The sequence below is a fragment of the uncultured Chloroflexus sp. genome, from assembly GCF_937951745.1.
In the GTDB taxonomy this organism is placed as follows: domain Bacteria; phylum Chloroflexota; class Chloroflexia; order Chloroflexales; family Chloroflexaceae; genus Chloroflexus.
The window spans coordinates 33,680-52,698 of the sequence record NZ_CALFBQ010000008.1; the positions used below are offsets into that span (position 1 = coordinate 33,680).

Consider the following 19,019-nt stretch of genomic DNA (forward strand, 5'->3'; position numbering starts at 1 on the left):
CATCGTGCTCGCAACTGTAGACTGAATGTGATACTTCCGTCACCGGCTGCAAGGCGATCGGCGCTGAGCGAGCGATCTTCTGCTGCGAGCGCGGGCCGCTGACCCGCGTCCCTGTCTCGCCCCTTGAGGAGCGGATAGATCATTTGGTCGAGTACAACCGTTGATCGCTGTGCGCTGCCTCAAAGACCGGCTCTGCACTCCCCTTTTCCGCATTAGTGAAAGAGGGGCTGGGGGTGAGGGTGAACCGGCGCATCGCACAGCCATTACCCTCATCTTCGCTTATGGGTTCTCTCCACCCTTGAACTCGCACTTGGCGGGCCAACGGCCCGCGCCCCTCTCACTCGCCCGAAACACGGGTGGCGCGATCGCAGCAATGCTTGCGCTAGCGCGAGCACACCTATCGGAAACGCCCGGTAGTTTGCTTGCCACACTCCCTATCGGCATGTTCATCGACAACCGGTGGCAAACCCGCCGTTACGCCGGGGTGACTAAACGCACTAGCGCCATCATCACCAGAGTAATCGCCATTGCCCACAGCCAGCCCTGCGCCGGAAAGCGCCGGATCAGCAACGGCGGAAAGAAGCGCAGGTCAATCGTAAGCCGGGGCGACAGCGCCATCCCGATCAGCACGCCACTGACCAACCCTCCCAAATGCCCCCAATTATCGATGACCCCTTGCGCGGCAAACCCGATCAGCAGGTTGATAAAGGCAATCGCTGCGATGCCGCGCACCTGATTGCGGCCGAATTCACCCAACGCTTGCCGGTTGAGGTAGTAAAAGATGCCTAAACCGCCGATCAAGCCGAAGATTGCACCACTCGCGCCAACTGCCGGCGCCGGTGAGAGCGCATACGACGCGATGCTGCCGCCTAGCCCGCTAAGCATGTAGAGCGTCAGAAACCGCCCGTGCCCATAGAAGCGTTCAGTTTCCGGCCCCAACACCGAGAGCGCGTAACCGTTGAAGAGGATATGGATCAGATTGGCATGTAGAAAGACGGCTGTCAGCAACCGCCACACTTCGCCGTTAGCGATCCGCTCATTCACCTTCGCCCCTAGCGCCACCAACACCGGAAACGCTGGTTGGAAGACGGAGCCGCTGAGGGCACTGGCTAACACATACACCATCCCAATCGCCCAGAGCAGGCTATACGTCACAACCGGGCGCGGCGGCAGCAGGGGTGCGGGCCGCGGTGGCTCATCGGGCACATCAGACCGGCGGCCAAATTCCCGTTCGGCCCGGCGCAAAAACTCTTCGATCTCGTCGGGTTCATTAGGCGGGCGTGCCATGAGCTTGCTCCCCGGCGCGAACGGCAGCCAACTCGCGCACAATGAGGCGAAACGCTTCGCCGCGATGAAATTCATTCCGAAACATGCCGAAACTCGCGCAGCCGGGTGAGAGCAATACAACGCCGCCGGGTTGAGCGAGCATGCGAGCCTGCGCCACAGCGACTCGCAAATCATCGAAGGGGCCGATCACCGGCAACGACGGCGCTTGCGCTTGTAACAATGCTCGCAGGGTCGGCGTAGCGCTGCCGGCCAAGAGCACGACCGCTGCGGCGCCTTTCGCAATGGAGTCTGCTAATGCCGCTAAATCCAGATTCTTGTCGGCCCCGCCAGCCAACAATACGATTGGCCCCGGCACCGTCGCCAGCGCCACTGCGGTGGCTGCCGGATTCGTTGCAGTGGTGTCATTAATATAGCGTACACCATCGATCGTCGCTACCAGTTCGAGCCGGTGTTCAACGCTGCTCACAGTATGCAGCGCCGCTGCAATGGCGGTAGGGTCAATCCTAAACCGGTAGGCCAGCGTCGCCGCCGCTAACGCATTGGCCGCGTTGTGTTCCCCCGGCAACCGTAGATCTGACCGGTGAAACAGGATCACATCGCGATAGCGAAATGCGCCATCAGCCGTTACCGTCGCATCAGCGGTCGGATCGGTCAGGCTGTAGCTGATCACCCCTTGCCTCCCGCCGCCCCACTCCTGCGCCTGTTCCGGCGGCAAGACCGCGACGCCGTCCGGCCCTTGATGGGCCATAATCTGCCGTTTGGCATTGGCATAGGCTGCGAGTGAACCGTGCCAATTAAGATGATCGTTCCCCAGATTGGTCAGAAGGGCGTATGCCGGACTCAGCCGCGCTTCACCCAATCGTTCGAGCTGAAAACTGCTCAATTCCAGCACCACCGGCGTCTGCGAACCGATCTGATCGAGCGCCTCGAGCGCCGAGACGCGCAGATTGCCTGCCACTACCGTATCGGGATAGCGTTGCCGGATCATTGCTGCCAACAACAAGGTGGTGGTCGTTTTGCCTTTAGTGCCGGTTACACCGAGGATCGGGCCGGGGCAAGCACGGAAAAAGAGGGTCATCTCGGTTTCGATCGGCACGCCGCACGAGCGGGCCAGCGCCAGCCACGGCGAGTCGGGACGCACCGCCGGATTAACCACCAGCATCTCGGCGGCACGAATATCTTCGGCGCGATGTTCACCTAACGTATAGCGCACTTGCTTGCCGAGTTCGGCGGCAAAAGCGTTAAGGCGGGCAATCGGTTCGGCCAGCGCCTCTGGCGAAGCAAGGTCGGTCACTGTCACGTCGGCCCCGTGGCGCAATAGCCAGCGGGCCACACCTAACCCGCCGCCATGCACGCCCAAGCCCATGACCAACACTCGTTTTCCGGCCACCGCAACCATCACCGGCCCCCATCACGCTCTTGCATAATAGCAGGCGCCTGATTCACCCGCGTCTCGACCCGTGGCGGCCCAAAGATCAGCGCCAGCGAAATCCCCACCATTGCCGCCACCGTCCCGATCAACACGAAGCGTTGCGTCACCTGTGGCTGGCTCCAGCCGAGCAATTCAAAATGGTGGTGGAGCGGGGCCATCTTAAACACCCGCCGGCCCTCACCGTAACGCCATTTCGTCCATTTAAAATAACCGGTCTGGATCATCGTTGAAAGCGCCTCAATCACGAACACAATTCCGATTACCGGCAAGAGCAGCCATTGCTGCGACTGCAAGGCCACCACGGCGAGGGTTGCTCCCAACGCCAACGCCCCCAGATCACCCATAAACACCTGCGCCGGATAGGCGTTGTACCACAGGAAAGCGGCGCACGCACCGACAACGGTAAAACAGAACGCCATCAGGTTGGTGAGGCGCGGCTCGGCGAGAAAGGTGATTACGCCATACGCGCCAAAGGCGAGGGTCAAATTCCAGCCAGCCAGACTGTCGAGGCCATCGGTAATGTTCACGGCATTCGAGATGAACACGATGATCAGCACCGCAAGCGGGATAAACCATAGGCCGATATTGACCTCGCCGACAAAGGGAATCTGCACCAAACCTTCGTGCTCTAACCCGTATGGCTGCGGTAGGTAGAGCGCAAGACTAGCGACGAAGGCCACCGCCATCATGATCCAAAACTTAAACCGGGCCGTGAAGCCATGCGTCTTGGAACGCGAGCCGGTCAGCGACAACCAATCATCGATCCCACCTAAGACGGCGAAACTCACCATCACGCCGAGCGGCAACAGCATTGACCAGCGATCAACCAGATTGAAGAGCGCGGTCAACACAACTACGGTGCTGACGATCATGATCCCACCCATCGTCGGCGTGCCCACCTTGACCAGATGGCTCTGCGGGCCATCGGGCCGGATGCGCTTGCCCAGTTTATGTTTGCGGGCGAATCGCACCCACCATGCGCCAACGATCAGGGTTAGCGCAAATGCAGCAGCGGCGAGCAACAGGGCGCGCGCCATATCTTGAACCAACACTGCACGCAGGACGCTCACGCAACTTCTCCTGTTATCATGGGGTAACGCTCAGGCTTGGAGCGCGGCAACGATTGTTTCCATCTGCACACCGCGCGATCCTTTAATGAGTAGACAATCACCAGAGCGGATCATCTGATTGAGCAGTTCGATTGCCGATTCGTTATCAGGGCAGATTGCCACCCGATCGAGCGGCATGCCAGCCGCTAATGCCGCTTCAACCATTGTCTGTGCTTGCCGGCCAACCGCCACCAACCAATCAGCCGTCTGAGCAGCGGCAGCACCCACTTGCCGGTGCCCTTCTTCGGTTGCCGCCCCTAATTCGAGCATCTCACCTAACACGGCGATCCGGCGGCCCGGCGTCTCGGCCAACACGTTCAGCGCGGCGATCGTTGATAACGGTGCAGCATTGTAGGTGTCGTCAATAATCGTCACCCCGGTCTGGCTCTGCACCACCCGCAGGCGCAACTGCTCACCGGGTTCGCGCAAACCGGCTTCAATCGCTGCCCAATCCAAACCTAACACCACACCAGTCGCGATTGCCGCCAGCGCCGTATAGGCGTGGTGCTTCCCGATCAAGGGGGTACGTAAGCGATACTGCTCGCCTTGATAGACGACCGTTAGCGCTATCCCGTAGAGACCATAGCTAATCACTTCGGTCACGCGCACATCGGCGTGCGGCGCATAGCCATACGTTAGCACCCGCGCCGACGTGCGCGCCGCCATTGCTGCCACCCGCGGATCATCGGCGTTGAGGATGCACCAGCCATCAGCCGGCAACGACTCAGGCAATTCCGCTTTCGCATTGACAATTGCCTCGATACTGCCGAGCCGTTCGAGGTGCGACGGACCGACATTGGTCACAATTCCAATGTGGGGACGAGCGAGCGCCGCCAAGAAGCGGATCTCACCCGCCGCCCACATCCCCATCTCGAGCACTGCCACTTGATGGTCGGCAGTTAGCCCGAGCAAGGTAGCCGGCAATGTCACATCACTATTAAAGCTACGTTGGCTTTTTAAGGTTCGCAATCGCTGGCTTACTACAGCCGCGACGACCTCTTTGGTCGAGGTCTTGCCCACGCTGCCAGTGATACCAATCACCGTTGGCGTGAACATCTGCCGATGGTAGACGGCCACGCGCTGCAACGCTTGCAGCGGGTCGTCTACGGCGATGAGGAGGCATGCATCAGGCGGAACGTTCGCCAACAACGCGCTTTGGGTTGGCTCGATCAACCGCCATGGCCGGGCTGCCGCTGCCAGATCGGGAGCCAACGCCGCGAGCGTCACCGGCGACACCAACGCTGCCGCCGCGCCGCGCGCCACCACATCGGGTAAAAAACGATGCCCATCGGTGCGTTCGCCGGCCAACGCTACAAAGAGCGATCCCGGCGTCACCTCGCGCGAATCGGTCACCACCGGACCGATCAGCCGTCCGGCCCACAGCGGCGGCACTGCCACCTCCTGTCGCGTCGCGCGCGGTTGCACCCCATACAATAAATTGTCGAGCCTGATCAAATCGCCCTCCCAACGTCGCCTTGCACGCCAAACGCCTCGCGGAGGCCATTATAGCATCTCCGTTCCAACCAGCTTGGTTGAGCGCCGACCGCGGCAGATGATAATCAACTGAGAGAGCGAATACCATACCAACACCTACGGTTGTCCCGGACTGACGAGCGACCGATCCGGCGGTACGTGTGCGTACCGCAGCAACTGATCAACAATGTTGTAGTAAACCGGAATCGCCGTTAACACGCCAAGCGTATCTTTCTTAGGCCGATCGATCTTGACCAAGACCACAAAACGTGGCTCATCAACCGGCGCAATCCCCAACACTGAACCGATGGTATAGATTGGGTCATAGCCGCCACCGGGCAACGGGATCGACGCGGTACCTGTCTTGGCCCCGACCCGATAGCCGGGGATCAACCACTGATCACGCCAATTACCGGTGCGCGGCCCCCAAACCACCGGAGCGTAGTGGTTCGCCGCCTCGACTAGCATCTCGCGCACAGCGCGAGCCACCTCCGGCTCAATTGGCTTGCCCGCCACCTGCGGTTGCATCGGTACACACTCATCGTTGCGGCAGATCCGCTGCACGACGTAAGGCTGCATCATCACCCCATCGTTGGCGATAGCCGCCGCCGCCTGCACCAATTGTAACGGTGTCACCGAAATCGCTTGGCCGTAGGCGTTGATCAAAAAGGTCAGCGGATTGTAGCCAGCGCCGCCGTAGAAATTGACAATCCCGCTCTCTTCGCCAGCCAAATCAACCCCGGTCGGTTGACCGAAGCCGAAGCGGGTCAGCGTGCGGTAAAACGCTTCCGGGCCAGTCAGTTCGTTAAACTGCAACGCTGCCACATTACTCGAATAGTAAAGCATGCCGGCCAGCGTCAATGGCCCGCGCGGTGCACCGTCGAAATTACGCAGCGTGCGACCATAGCGCACTACCCACCCCGGATCATCCACGGTGGTACTCGTCGTCACCGCACCCGAACTGAGTGCAGCACTGGCGGTAAACATCTTGAAGGTGCTACCCGGTTCATAGACCACGCCAATCGCCGGATTGCGCCCGTACACCTCCGGCGGATACTCTTGCCAGCGGTTGGGGTCGAAGAACGGCCAGCTCGCCATCGCGAGGATCGCGCCGGTACGCGGATCGAGCACGATGATCGTGCCGCCGTCGGCATTTTGCTCATCAATTGCCTGCTTCAACTCGCGCTCGGCTACCTGCTGGATGAACGGATCAATCGTCAATTGGAGGTTGGCGCCATCTTGCGGCGGCAGCGTGCGTGAGAGGCTGGTGGCAATCGGGTTGCGGGCCGGATCGAATTCTCCCTCCACCCGTCCTTCCGTGCCGCGCAGCATCTGATCGTAATACGCTTCGATCCCGCTAATACCCTCGCCATTCAGATTCAACGCCCCTACCACCTGCGCCGCCGTAATCCCTTGCGGATAGAAGCGCATCGGCTCGTAGACCAGCCGGAGGCCGGGTAGTTTGAGTTCGGCCACTTTCGCCGCCACCTCTGGTTCGAGCCAGCGTGCCAAGCGCACCCACTGCCGGTCAGAGCGAAGCGCCGACAGAATCGGCTCGGCGGGAGCGCCGGTCAGACCGGCGACCAGCAAGGCAATCTCAGCTTTACGGTCTGCCGGCACCTGCGGCGGAATCGCAAAGAGGCTTTGCCGTTCGACATCCATCGCCAGTACCGTGCCATTCGCATCGGTAATTTGGCCCCGGCGCGGGGCCAGTAGCACCGGCGTTTCAATCTCTAGCCGCGCTTTGCTGACCAACTCTTGGCTGCGCACCACTTGTAAATCAACTAACCGCACGGTTACGATCAGCATGATCACCACGCAACCAATCAATAACACCTGCAGCCGCCAGCGGGCTAGACGCCCGACCGGCGGCGTGACAGCCGTTGCGGAAGCGGTCGAATGTGTACGGCGAGTGGTGGCAGCCATCGTTCGTTACTCATCTAAATTCGGCAGATTCGGAATCCGCACATAACGCAACTGATCAGGCGTTGGTTGGCGGAACCCCAATTCGGCGGCCCGTTTGAGGCGCGCCTCGACCGATTGCACGCGCGCCAATTGCTCTTGCAACTGCGAATACTCGCGAGTCAGTTGCACCTGCTGCTGGCGCAGCTCCACCAGCTCGTAGTTCATCCGCGCCACCAATCCGCTCTGCAAGAGGGTTAACACACTCAACAGGCAGCAGATTAGCGCCAGCAACAGCATATAGCGCGCGCCATCGAGCTTGAGATACCGCGAGAGATCAATCCGGCGCAGCCGTACTCGCCCCAACAGAGCTGGAATCTGTTCGCTTCTGACTGCCATCGCGTTTCCTCCTCTAGCCGCACTCACGCAATCCGAACGGCAACTCGCAATTTGGCGCTCCGCGCCCGCGGATTGGCAGCGACTTCTGCATCGCTGGCTACCACCGGCTTCTTGGTGATGATGGCTAAGCGTGGTGCTTCACCAGCGGCCTCAGCGCGCAGAAATTGCTTGACGATCCGATCTTCGAGCGAATGAAAACTGATCACCGCCAACTTGCCGCCAAGGGTGAGCAGCGCAACCGCCTGCGGCAACGCCGCCGCCAACTGGTCAAGCTCGTGATTGACCGCAATCCGCAACGCTTGAAACGTGCGCGTGGCCGGATGGATCCGCCCGTGACGGCCACCCACGGCACGGGCCACAACCGCCGCTAAATCGGCAGTAGACCGAAATGGCTGCGAGCGCCGGCGTTCGACAATCGCGCGCGCAACCCGGCGCGCCGCGTGCTCTTCGCCATACTGAAAGATGATGTCGGCTAGCTCGCGCTCGCTCAAACGATTCACAAGATCAGCCGCTGTCGGGCCTTGCGTCGGGTCAAGCCGCATATCAAGCGGGCCATCGGCGGCAAACGAGAAACCGCGTTCCGGCGTATCAAGTTGGTACGACGACACCCCCAGATCGAATAGAATGCCATCAACGGCGGCAAAACCGGCCTCTGTGGCCAATGCAGCCAAATCGGCGAACGATCCATGGCGCAAGACGGCCTGCTGGCTGAGACCGGCCTCAGCCAGTCGCTCAGCAGTGGCGGCCAATGCCGCCGGATCGGCATCTATCCCCAACAACACCCCGCCGGGTTGGGCGGCTTGCAACACGGCCAGCGCATGCCCGCCACCGCCAACGGTCGCATCGAGATAGCAACCGCCGGGACGCGGGGCCAGCGCCGCAATGACTTCAGCTAACAACACCGGCGTATGTTGGAACGTCACCACCATTAAATCCCTAACTTTCGCATCTGTTCGTCAAAGCGCGGGCCTTGACTAGCGAGCCGCTCTTCGACCTCGCGCCAGCGATCAGGCGCCCACACCTCGATAAAGGTGTCAAGACCCACCAACACCGCCTGATCGGCCAAGCCGCCACCTTCACGCAAGCTCTGGGGCAGCAAAATCCGCCCCTGCCGATCCATTTCTTGCTCGGAGGCGTTGGCAAACAGCAACCGGCGCAACATGCGCGCATCTTCATCGGTCAACGACAGCGCGCTCACGCGGCGGGTCAAATCACTCCAGAACGGCAAGGGGAAAATCAGCAGACAACGATCAAACCCGCGGGTCACGACCATCCCACCGGCCAGCTCAGCACGAAAGCGGGCCGGAATTGCCAGCCGGCCCTTCTCGTCGATGGAATGTTCGTGTGTCCCCAGAAACACGCTCGTTGCTCCTGCGTAGATAGGGAAGTCGCCCACTTTTCCCCACTTTTCCCCACCTGCCGCCACATTATAGCCGACCTAGCACCCAGTTTCAAGCGGCTAAAGCATCTACAAACATAACAATTTGGTTTAAATATGAGTGTAGCCAAAGATCGAGTAGAATATTTGAGCGTATAGGAAGCGAAACCATAGTCAGTGAGGAACGCATGAGCGAATCAGGGAACGAACTGAGCCACCTCGATGCAGCCGGGCATGCGCGGATGGTTGATGTCGGTAACAAGGCGATCACCGCGCGCGAAGCGATTGCGCGCGGAAGGGTCATTATGCAGCCGGCGACGCTCAGTCTGATTATGAGCGGGGGAATGCCTAAGGGTGACGTGCTGGCGGTGGCACGGGTGGCGGGGATCATGGCGGCCAAACGCACCTCTGAACTGATCCCGCTCTGCCATCTGCTCAACCTCAGCCATGCCAGCGTCACATTTACCCCTGACCCAGCCGGCAATGCGATTGAGATTGAAGCAACCGTGCGTTGCACTGGCCAGACCGGGGTCGAGATGGAGGCGCTCACGGCGGTGAGCATCGCTGCATTGACGATCTATGACATGTGCAAGGCAGTTGATAAGGTGATGCAGATCGATGGGATTCGCCTCATCGCCAAGCGAGGCGGGCGCAGCGGCGACTGGCAGCGTCCTGATCCGGCTTGACACTGAACAAATGTTCTGATATACTCAGCTCAGTAGTCATTCCACCACCGGGAGAACGCGATGCTGAGCTGGAAAACGTTACAAAAGGCGGCCTATCGACCGGTGCCGCAACGGATGCGCTGCCCACCGCGCAGCAAACCCATCGAGCGAGTCACGCTGCGGTTTGGCTTCCTGCCAGCCGCATTCTGCTACGATGATCGCGTGTATCGGGTGAGCAGCATTGTCTGGATTCGTGATGTATGCCGTCACGACGGCGATTTACGCTACTATCGGGTACGTTGCACCGACAGCAGCGAGCAGACATTGATCCACGATCTGGTGACGGGCAAGTGGTATCAGCAACACGAGCGAGGGCACTTATCACGTTGGTAATCAGGCGCTAGCGCACATCTTACCGTCCCACTTTAGCGCACCCTTGCGGGGAAGGCAGACCTAAGCAGGCGCTTGACCGGCGACTCACTCGGTTGAGAACGAAGGTTTAGCTCTTACGGCCCCAATTTCCCATTAGCAGAAAAATCAGACTATGTCGCGCGCAACAAGGGGTGGTGCAGAACAAAGCTTCTTCAAGACCGTCATACCGCAGACCACGCCGCGCTTGGAAGCTAGGGAGGGGTGCGTACAACGTCCTTCGCAGATCGATCAAGTGGTGTATGAGCATATGATGCGCTTGATCTCTTGTCATTATGAGGGCGTAATCCCGGCCACTACGCTCCTAAGATCCGCCCCAGCAGCCATCTCTTATGACAACCTGAGTGACGCTGGGATTCGGTAGACTCACGCAGTTACGCGGTCGTTCCCGCAATTTGAGAGAAAGAGAACTGGTTATGGCTCGAAAATCATCAGCGCCGGTCAGCGCACCCGTCACGACGCTGGCACCCGTAGCTGCCGATCCCGCTCTTACATCGGTCAGTGATACTCTCATACGCCGGCAGCCACCCTTCTTGATGTGGTACGACGACAATCCTAAAACACCGGTAGCGCAGAAGATCGCTGCGGCGATTGCCGCCTACAAGATGCGCTTCCCCGGCGTCGAACCGACCCTCGTCTTAGTCAATGAAGCGGAAGTCACTCCAGTTGAGGGCATTGCCGTGCGCGGGATGGTGACGGTCAGCCGGCATACGTATTGGGTTGGGCAGGCGATGGCGAGGTAAGCGGCAATGGGGACACCTGAATGCTGTCTGATGGCGTGCATGTTGCGCAATTGATGAAGCGAGCGCCTTCTCCGCCAGACCACCGTTTGGTATGCAGCAGTTTGACTACCGCACGCCATGCGCTTGTGCAGAATTGGTCGATATTCGGATGGCTTGGCGCGCTGACCCAATAACTGGTTCCTCATGCCATTTTGTCACCCCTGCGCATCGAGATACGCCAAGCCTTCTTGGGCATAGGGATTATCAGGGTCAAGCGCTAATACATTCTCAAGCGCAACCCGCTGATCGGCGGGATCATCAACCGCACCGCTCAGCCAAAGCCACGCTTCTGGGATCTGTTCGTTCAATTCAACCAGTTCTAGCAGCAACTCGCGCGCGCGTTCCCTATCCCCGCGCACTAGCGCCTGCGCGCCTTCATAGAGCAATTCGGCTTGACGGCGATCAAGCGGCGGCATGGTCAAGTCTCCTCGCTAGCACCGAGAGCATCTTCAACGATAATCACAGCGGGCTAATCACTTGCCCTATCTGAACTCATCCGTCCCATCCGTGTATATCCGTGCCCCGTGTGCGTTGCCGATTATGCCGTCCTACCCCGCCGGCCAACTTGCACCACCTGCGCCAAAATGCTCAGCGCGATCTCTTCCGGCGTCTTCGCGCCGATCGGCAACCCAATCGGGCCGTGGATGCGGGCCAATTCCTCGGCGGTAAACCCCTCGGCGGCAAGCCGCTCGAGGCGACGGGCATGGGTTTTGGGGCTGCCCAATGCGCCGATGTAGCGCGCCGGTGAGCGCAACGCCACCCGCAAGGCCGGATCGTCAAGCTTGGGATCGTGGGTCAACACTGCCACACTGCTGCGCGCATCGAGCCGTCCGGCCAGCGCCTCGTCAGGCCATGCGATGACGAGTTCATCAACATGGGCAAACCGCTCACCGGTGGCAAACGCTTCACGGGCATCAATGACGACGGTGCGGAAGCCGACGACTTTGGCCAGCGCTGCTAGGGCGATACTGATATGCACGCCACCGACCATAAACAGGGTTGGCGGCGGTACAAAACTCTCGACAAAGACAGTTGTGCCAGAGGCCAGCGTCATCGCTTGCGTTTCACCTTGCACCAGCAACGGCAACGCCGCCTGTACCGCTTGCGAGGTCAACTCCGCATCACCGAGATCGCCAACGGTCTGACCGTCTGGCATCAAGGCCATCTTTGCCCCCACCGGGCCATCCGTTAGTACGGTGATAGTGGCCAGCGGTCGGCCACTGCGTACCGCTTCTCGCACCAGTTCGTAGAATGTGCTCATACTTTTCCCTTGGTCAACACCAAGCCACCAAGACGCAAAGATGCTGAACACAGTGTTGCCAAGACGCACAGCACTCAATAGGCGCCTATCACCTACACGCCTTGCGTCTTGGCGTTGATTCAGCCACGCTACCGCAATGGCTCAACAAGCACATCGACCGACCCGCCACAAGCAAGCCCCACTTCCCACGCTGTCTCGTCGGCAACACCAAAATGGAGCAGCCGCGTTTGACCGGTAGCAATCGCTTCTTGGCACGCTTCAAACACTGCGCCCTCGATACAACCGCCGCTGACCGAGCCAATCATGGCGCCGCCCGACGACACCGCCATCTTGGCGCCCACCTGCCGTGGTGACGACCCCATTGTGCGCACAACTGTCGCCACTGCCACTCGCTCACCGCGAGCGAGCCAGCGATCAATAGCCTCAATTATGTCATGCATCACAAACGATCCTCCACCCTAATCAGCCATGCTCGACTGCATCTTCGCCTGTCGCTGCCGACGCACATCGTACCACTGCCACAACCACACACTACCGACAATTGCCACACCAAGGATATCAGTCAACAGGTTTGGCCAGAAGCAGAAAAATGTACCAACCGCAGCAATGATCCACTCCCACCATGTTGTCTTACGAACAAGATAGAACATGGTGACGGCTGAAAAAGCAATCGTACCCAGCGTAGCTGAGAACCATGACATCGCCACCTTACCCCATTCGATATCGACCAGCGGCTGACCACTTGAGCCAATCATGAGGATTTCAGGCGTAAAGGCAAACAAGATGGGCATCACGTAGAGCAGTTTCGCAAACTTGAACGACGTCCAGCCGGTCTTCCACGGATCGGCGCCAGCAATCGCAGCACCGGCATACGCCGCGACACACACCGGCGGGGTGATATTGCTGTCTTGGCTAAACCAGTAGACGATCATATGTGCCGCCAACAACGCGACACCGAGGCTGGTCAGCGCCGGCACCGCAATCACGGCAGTGATCAAATACGCTGCCGTCACCGGAACCCCCATGCCAAGCAAGAGGGAGGCCAGACCGATCAAGATGACCGCAGCCAAAACATCACCACCACTGAGGCTAACGATGATATTGGCAAACCGTTGACCAACACCGGTGGCGTAAATCGTACCGACGATCATACCAATGACGCCAACCGTCGCACCGATCACTAACGAATCGCGCACACCCTTCTGAATAGCTTCGTTGATCGTCTTCATTACACGCACCGTGCTGCGCGCAAATGCGTGTAGTACCGTCCCACCCTGTGCTGCCGGATTCTTCAAGTCAGCCACGTTTTCCGGTAGCATATACATCAGTGGAATACATGATAAGATCGACCAGAAGGCAGCATAACCGGGTGAGTAACCAGAGGCCAACATAAAGATCACTACCAGCAAGGGCAGTGATAAATACCACTCGTTACGAAGAATCTGCCAAGCCGTTTGTTCAGTATGAATACCGCTGAGACCAAACTTCTTGGCCTCAAAATGCACCATGGTCAACACCGACAGGAAGTAAAGAATGGCCGGTACGATAGAAATGGCCACAATGACCGAATACGGTGTATTGGTCAATTCCGACATCAAGAAGGCACCGGCGCCCATCACCGGCGGCATAAAGGCGCCGCCAATAGAAGCCGACGGTTCGATAGCACCGGCCACATGTGGTCGAAAACCGGCCCGCTTCATCAACGGAATTGTGAAAGTGCCAGTGCTTACCGTATTGGCAATCGCACTCCCTGAAATCGAGCCAAACAAGGCCGACGAGATCACTGCCACCTTCGCCGGCCCACCGGTGCTGCGACCGGCCAACGCCAAGGGAAGATCGATAAAGAAGCGACTAGCACCAGCCTTGTTCAGAAATGCGCCGAAGAAGATAAAGATAATGACGTAGCTGACCAATACGTTGGCCATCACCCCAAACACACCCTCTTGATCGAGGAAAAGCACCGTCGCTACACGCTGCCACGGTTGACCGCGATGGGCAAACGTATCAAGAATAGGAATATCGTAAAGTACAAAACCAAACCGCAAGTAGAGAATGAAAAAGAGGCCAATGAGCGTCATCGACCATCCAAGCACCCGACGAGCAATTTCGAGCGAGACGATCAAACCGATCACACTCACGGTAAAATCGGTTTGGGTATAGGCGCCAGCTCGTCGTTGCAGTGCCGGATAGTTGACAATGAAGTAGCCAACCACCACAACGACCACCCCAATCAGGATCAGGTCAACAATGGTCGGCCCACCGCGCGGCATAACGATAGTGCGCAATCGCCCCGGCAAACGGTCGGCAACACGCCCCAGTGCAGGCTGTAGCACGCTTTTCTTTCCCACAGCAGGGTAGAGCAGTAACACGAGAATATACGTCAGCATCACATAAATGCCGCGTTGCCACTGCACCGGCGCTGGCAAGGTACCGGCAGTATAGATATAAAAACCGGCCATCCCGACCGCAACAAGCGCAACAACCACTCCCCAGAAGCGACCAAGTGTACGGGTTGGTTTTTCTTCCTGTTCAAGGTATTTACGAACCTTTTCCTGATCAATCTCATCGCTGGTCGGCGCAGATTCGATCGCACCAGACTGCTTTTGCTCAGCCATAACCACCTCTTACGCAGGAGTGCCGGAGGGAGTTATCACTCCCTCCGGTTCCGCTTCAGCGACACCGTTGTCACTATGATCGTCATTCTTACACTACTTCAGTTCGTCGGGAATCTGCACACCCTGCTCTGTCCAGAACTTGACTGCGCCGGGATGCAATTTGTTCGCGATACCGGTAATGCCAACGTCCAAACCCATCTCTTTGGCCGATGGATGGGCTTCGCGCAACCGGTCGAGACCGCCCTCAAGGTACACCGCCTTCAGCGCCTGATAGACGATCGATTCCGGCACACTCGCATTCGCTACCCACAATGCTGTATCTTGGAAGCTCAGCACATCATTGGGGACGCCATCATACGCACCGCCGGTCAGGGCACGCTTCGAATAGAAGGGATACTGATCGAAGAAACCGGCAGCCGCTGCAGGGGTATAGATGTCGATCAATTTAATCTTGGTTGCCGCTGCCGCCTCACGTACCGAGGCATTAGGGAAACCAGCCAACACCCAGAAACCATCGAGTTGACCATCAGCCATCGCCGCCGCAGCTTGCGAGTAGCCAAGGTACTCGATCTTAATCTTATCGAATAGCCCTAACGCTTTAAAGTAGCGCTCGGCGCTCAACGCAGCCCCGGAACCGGCATTACCCAATGCAATCCGCTTCCCGACCAGATCTTCCACCGAATTAATCCCACTCTTTTCCGACACCACGAGATGCGCAACACCGCCGTAAAGTGGCGCTACTGGCATAACCTTATCGTACACAGTGGTGTCGTCGGGCAATTGACCCAGCGCCCCTAGGGCAACATCACCAGAATAGACAATCCCAAACTGGCGATCACCCGCGTTGACCGAGCGCAAATTCTCAGCCGAGCCGCCGGTACCCTCGGCAGTGATATCCACGCCGGGGACTTTCTCTTTAATGATTAGTGAGAGCACATCTGCGTAGACCTGAAATACGCCACCTACCGGCCCGCCACCAAAGGCGTAACGGAGAGTCTGTGCAGGGGCAGGTGCGGGCGCCGCTTCGCCAGCAGCCGGCGCAGCGGTCGGCGCAGTAGTTGGTGTCGTCGTACCGCAGGCGCTTACGAGCAACGCTACCAGCACAAGCACGATTACACGCATGCGAGAAACCACGTCGTTTCCTCCTTTGCCTAAGATCAACGGTTACGCTGAATTCAGATAGACTAGATTATACTCGATATGAAAACGAAATGGGAAAGGATTTCACAACTAATACGAGGTGGCAACATGACGATTATTAACGGATATACACCGTTTCGGCAACAGGTTCATGGGGTGACGATTGCCGGCGCGATCGGCGGCAGCGGGCCGCCGCTGTTGTTACTGCACGGTTACCCGCAAACTCATGCGATGTGGTATGCGATTGCGCCGGCGTTGGCAGATTCGTTTACAGTGGTAGCCGCTGACCTCCGTGGCTATGGCGATAGCGACAAGCCGGCTGACGATGCCGAGCACGCAACGTATAGCAAACGGACAATGGCCGCCGATATGGTGGGGTTGATGGAACTGTTGGGCTTTGCCCGCTTTGCCGTCGCCGGGCACGATCGCGGGGCACGGGTAACGCATCGTATGTGCCTTGACCATCCTGATCGGGTAACACGCGCCGCCATGCTCGATATTGTGCCGACTCATCATATGTACCTCACCGCTGACCGCGCCTTTGCCACAGCTTACTACCACTGGTTTTTTCTCATCCAACCGGCCCCGCTGCCCGAACGGCTGATCGGGGCTGATCCTGAGTTCTGGGTGCGCAGCAAGCTGGCGCATTGGGGACGCACGCCAACCGCTTTTACCGATCAGGCTGTAGCCGAATATGTGCGCTGTTTTCGCGATCCTGCCGCAATTGCCGCCAGTTGCGCCGATTACCGGGCAGCGGCCAGCATCGATCTCGCGCACGATGATGAAGATTTCCGGGCTGGACGCAAAGTGACGTGCCCACTGCTGGTGTTGTGGGGTAGCGACGGTTTTGTCGGCAAGCGTTACGATGTGCTGCAAGTCTGGCGGGAGTATGCCGTTGATGTGCAGGGCCATAGCGTTCCCGGCGGCCATTTCTTGCCTGAAGAGGCGCCGGCAGCGACGCTTGCGGCGTTGCGACAGTTCTTTAACTGAAGCGCGCGCTGCGGGGTGCTGCTGCATTTCGCCATCGCAAAGCCGTAGCGTGTCTGAACGCGAAGGCGCAGAGAGTTTAGGGGAAACGCCACAACCAGATACAAGTGTTTACCAGACGATTTTTGGGGTCTTTTGTGTCTCGTCGTGGCTATTTCCTGTCCTCACCCGCCATCAGGTGGGCGGGGGCCATCCCCAATATCTTCTACGCCTTGTTACGGCTATCCCTCACGCCAACAGATCGAGGATGCGATTAACAATCGCTGTATCAACCTCATCAAGACCATAAGTCAGACGCTGGCGGCGGCGCTCCCCCTGCCAGATTTGGCGCACAGCTTTGCGGATACGCCAACCCTTACGTTCGAGGTCATCTAACGCCTGCTCAACATCGGCGCGCTCGCTCTCATCACCGCGGGCAACGGCGGCTATCGCTTGCAACAACGGCTCAAACTGTTGTACGGCGTGGGCGGTATCTTCTTCACTATCGGCTAGGCTGATGAGACCAATTGCGACTAGCCGGTCGATCACCTGTTGCTGTTCAGAGAGTGGCAAGCCATTGATCGCAAACTGCAACGCCGCGCCGTCGCCTTGCTCGATCGCCTGCCGTACCGCTGGCGGCAAACTAGCGAGAAATTCGGGGGTCAGATCAGCGGCAATATCTTCGGCAGCGGCCCGATGACGCTCGGCGAAATCAGTCAGACCAAGATCGGCGAAAATCTCGGCGGCGCGAGCGAGATAGGGCCGAGCCAAATCGGGCCGACCCATGCGGCGCAACGCCCAACCGTAGTTGCCGGTCTGCGCCGCCGCACTATAGTATTCACCCGCTGCCCAATACAACCTGACTGCCTGATTGAGCAGGTCGGTCGCCTGCGGCAGATCGGTGGCAACTAACGCCTTGCCGTGCGCAATCAAAGCATCGGCTTCCGCCTTTAACTGATCAGGATTTGTCATCACATCCCTCGCACCGTCGTCATGCGCTGGCGGCGCGGTGGGCGCTGCGCACTGAGCGAGGCCAATTTCGCGCCGAGTTGCTCTAAACTCACTAAATTATGCACGGGTAAAAAATCATCAACAAACGGCAGCGCTGCTTGCATCCCGACGGTCAGCGGCTCGTAGCCGGGCGTACCGAGCAGCGGGTTTAGCCAAATAAGCCGATGGCACGATCGTTGCAGCCGATCCATTTCGCGGGCCAGCAGTTCAGGCTCGCCACGATCCCAGCCATCGCTAATCAAGAGCACCACTGGGCTGCGACCGAGCACGCGCCGACCCCAGCGAAAATTGAACTCCTTGATCGCCTCGCCGATGCGGGTGCCACCACTCCAATCAACCACATGCTTGCTGACCGCATCAATCGCGTCGTCAATGTCTTTGTGGCGCAACTGGCGGGTGATGCGGGTCAGACGAGTGCCGAACACAAAGGTCTCGACATCGCCCAAGCCAGCCGAAATCGCATGGGCAAACTGGAGCAGAATGCGTGAATATCGCTCCATGCTGCCGGAAATATCGCAAATCAGCACCAGCGGGCGCGGCTCGGTGCGAATATCGCGCCACGCCAATTCAACCGGCTCACCGCCGAATCGCCAACTTTGGCGCAAGGTGCGGCGCATATCGAGCAGGCGACCGGCACGGGCCGGACGGCGCCGGCGGGTGCGGCGCGGCGGGATACGCCATTCCATACGCCGGATCAGCTCTTTGCAGGCTTGCACTTCTTCCCACGTACACTGGGCGAAATCTTTCGTGCGCAATGCCTCGTCACGGCTAAAGGTGAGCTGAATATCGAACTCTTCCCGCTCTTGCCCTTCAGACGACTCGGCATCGTCGGCAGTGGGTTGGCGACGCGGCAAGCGCAACTGGCGGCGCGGAATCTTGACCTCTGGCAAGAGCATCCGCATCATTTCGCGTTCAAGATCGACGCCAAGCGCCTTCTTCCAAAAGAATTCAAAGGCCATCTCGAACAACGGCAGATCTTCGCGGCGCAAGACCAGTATGCAGCGCATCGTGGCCCGCAAATCCTCGCGGCGCAGCAAGCCAACGTGCTCGATGGCTTCGATCAGCTCGACGATCTGGCCGGGACTGACCGGAATACCCATTTCGCGCAGTAGATAGCCGAAACTGACGATGTGAGACAAAATATTCCCGCTGGTTTGAGCGTTCATAGTG

At 58.8% G+C, this 19,019-nt stretch carries 19 protein-coding genes; 4 read left to right on the forward strand and 15 right to left on the reverse strand.

The window, feature by feature from the left end; all coding sequences use genetic code 11:
• Positions 1 to 474 precede the first annotated feature (474 nt).
• The 8 genes from Q1A59_RS03065 to mraZ all read right to left on the reverse strand — a co-directional run bounded on the left by Q1A59_RS03065 (position 475) and on the right by mraZ (position 8,962).
• A complete protein-coding gene (locus Q1A59_RS03065) occupies positions 475 to 1,287 on the reverse strand; it encodes a rhomboid family intramembrane serine protease (RefSeq protein ID WP_298402810.1) in 813 nt (270 codons plus the stop codon).
• A complete protein-coding gene (murD, locus tag Q1A59_RS03070) occupies positions 1,271 to 2,686 on the reverse strand; it encodes a UDP-N-acetylmuramoyl-L-alanine--D-glutamate ligase (RefSeq protein WP_298402808.1) in 1,416 nt (471 codons plus the stop codon). The genes Q1A59_RS03065 and murD overlap by 17 nt, the downstream gene beginning before the upstream one ends.
• Positions 2,686 to 3,789, reverse strand: a complete 1,104-nt coding sequence (gene mraY, locus Q1A59_RS03075) for a phospho-N-acetylmuramoyl-pentapeptide-transferase (RefSeq protein WP_298402806.1) — start codon at positions 3,787 to 3,789, stop codon at positions 2,686 to 2,688. The genes murD and mraY overlap by 1 nt, the downstream gene beginning before the upstream one ends.
• 30 nt (positions 3,790 to 3,819) lie before the next feature.
• Positions 3,820 to 5,283, reverse strand: a complete 1,464-nt coding sequence (gene murF / locus Q1A59_RS03080) for a UDP-N-acetylmuramoyl-tripeptide--D-alanyl-D-alanine ligase (protein ID WP_298402804.1) — start codon at positions 5,281 to 5,283, stop codon at positions 3,820 to 3,822.
• Positions 5,284 to 5,418: 135 nt separating this feature from the next.
• Positions 5,419 to 7,227 (reverse strand): penicillin-binding protein 2, encoded by a 1,809-nt coding sequence (locus tag Q1A59_RS03085; RefSeq protein ID WP_298402802.1) that lies wholly within the window; start codon positions 7,225 to 7,227, stop codon positions 5,419 to 5,421.
• Between the two features lie 6 nt (positions 7,228 to 7,233).
• A complete protein-coding gene (locus Q1A59_RS03090; RefSeq protein WP_066782644.1) occupies positions 7,234 to 7,602 on the reverse strand; it encodes a hypothetical protein in 369 nt (122 codons plus the stop codon).
• A 23-nt stretch (positions 7,603 to 7,625) separates the two neighbouring features.
• On the reverse strand, positions 7,626 to 8,531 hold the full coding sequence (gene rsmH, locus Q1A59_RS03095) for a 16S rRNA (cytosine(1402)-N(4))-methyltransferase RsmH (RefSeq protein ID WP_298402798.1): 906 nt from the start codon (positions 8,529 to 8,531) through the stop codon (positions 7,626 to 7,628).
• On the reverse strand, positions 8,531 to 8,962 hold the full coding sequence (mraZ, locus tag Q1A59_RS03100) for a division/cell wall cluster transcriptional repressor MraZ (RefSeq protein ID WP_298402796.1): 432 nt from the start codon (positions 8,960 to 8,962) through the stop codon (positions 8,531 to 8,533). The genes rsmH and mraZ overlap by 1 nt, the downstream gene beginning before the upstream one ends.
• 206 nt (positions 8,963 to 9,168) lie before the next feature.
• On the opposite strand from mraZ, the gene moaC reads away from it, so the two are divergent.
• The 3 genes from moaC to Q1A59_RS03115 all read left to right on the forward strand — a co-directional run bounded on the left by moaC (position 9,169) and on the right by Q1A59_RS03115 (position 10,817).
• Complete coding sequence (moaC, locus tag Q1A59_RS03105) at positions 9,169 to 9,666, forward strand: cyclic pyranopterin monophosphate synthase MoaC (protein WP_298402794.1); 498 nt, start codon at positions 9,169 to 9,171, stop codon at positions 9,664 to 9,666.
• Positions 9,667 to 9,726: 60 nt separating this feature from the next.
• The gene (locus Q1A59_RS03110) at positions 9,727 to 10,038 is read left to right on the forward strand and encodes a hypothetical protein (RefSeq protein ID WP_299643814.1); all 312 of its coding nucleotides are present in this window, start codon (positions 9,727 to 9,729) and stop codon (positions 10,036 to 10,038) included.
• Positions 10,039 to 10,490: 452 nt separating this feature from the next.
• A complete protein-coding gene (locus Q1A59_RS03115; RefSeq protein WP_298402790.1) occupies positions 10,491 to 10,817 on the forward strand; it encodes a hypothetical protein in 327 nt (108 codons plus the stop codon).
• Between the two features lie 194 nt (positions 10,818 to 11,011).
• On the opposite strand, the gene Q1A59_RS03120 is transcribed toward Q1A59_RS03115, so the two are convergent.
• From Q1A59_RS03120 to Q1A59_RS03140, 5 genes are all read right to left on the reverse strand, one after another.
• Positions 11,012 to 11,272 (reverse strand): hypothetical protein, encoded by a 261-nt coding sequence (locus Q1A59_RS03120; RefSeq protein ID WP_298402788.1) that lies wholly within the window; start codon positions 11,270 to 11,272, stop codon positions 11,012 to 11,014.
• Positions 11,273 to 11,394: 122 nt separating this feature from the next.
• Positions 11,395 to 12,117 carry an XdhC family protein gene (locus tag Q1A59_RS03125; RefSeq protein WP_298402786.1) on the reverse strand — a complete coding sequence of 241 codons (723 nt, stop codon included), beginning with the start codon at positions 12,115 to 12,117 and terminating at the stop codon, positions 11,395 to 11,397.
• Positions 12,118 to 12,245: 128 nt separating this feature from the next.
• Positions 12,246 to 12,557 carry an XdhC family protein gene (locus Q1A59_RS03130; RefSeq protein ID WP_298402784.1) on the reverse strand — a complete coding sequence of 104 codons (312 nt, stop codon included), beginning with the start codon at positions 12,555 to 12,557 and terminating at the stop codon, positions 12,246 to 12,248.
• An 18-nt stretch (positions 12,558 to 12,575) separates the two neighbouring features.
• Positions 12,576 to 14,732: a TRAP transporter permease gene (locus tag Q1A59_RS03135; protein ID WP_298402782.1), complete on the reverse strand. Its 2,157-nt coding sequence runs from the start codon at positions 14,730 to 14,732 to the stop codon at positions 12,576 to 12,578.
• A 93-nt stretch (positions 14,733 to 14,825) separates the two neighbouring features.
• Entirely contained in the window at positions 14,826 to 15,866 is a 1,041-nt protein-coding gene (locus Q1A59_RS03140; RefSeq protein ID WP_298482033.1) for a TAXI family TRAP transporter solute-binding subunit, read from the reverse strand.
• Between the two features lie 114 nt (positions 15,867 to 15,980).
• Here Q1A59_RS03140 and Q1A59_RS03145 point away from each other — a divergent pair, with 114 nt between their 5' ends.
• On the forward strand, positions 15,981 to 16,862 hold the full coding sequence (locus tag Q1A59_RS03145) for an alpha/beta fold hydrolase (RefSeq protein ID WP_298402777.1): 882 nt from the start codon (positions 15,981 to 15,983) through the stop codon (positions 16,860 to 16,862).
• 225 nt (positions 16,863 to 17,087) lie between these two features.
• Here Q1A59_RS03145 and Q1A59_RS03150 read toward each other — a convergent pair whose 3' ends face one another.
• Entirely contained in the window at positions 17,088 to 17,810 is a 723-nt protein-coding gene (locus Q1A59_RS03150) for a tetratricopeptide repeat protein (protein ID WP_298482035.1), read from the reverse strand.
• Positions 17,810 to 19,015 (reverse strand): VWA domain-containing protein, encoded by a 1,206-nt coding sequence (locus Q1A59_RS03155; protein ID WP_298406153.1) that lies wholly within the window; start codon positions 19,013 to 19,015, stop codon positions 17,810 to 17,812. The genes Q1A59_RS03150 and Q1A59_RS03155 overlap by 1 nt, the downstream gene beginning before the upstream one ends.
• Positions 19,016 to 19,019 lie beyond the last annotated feature (4 nt).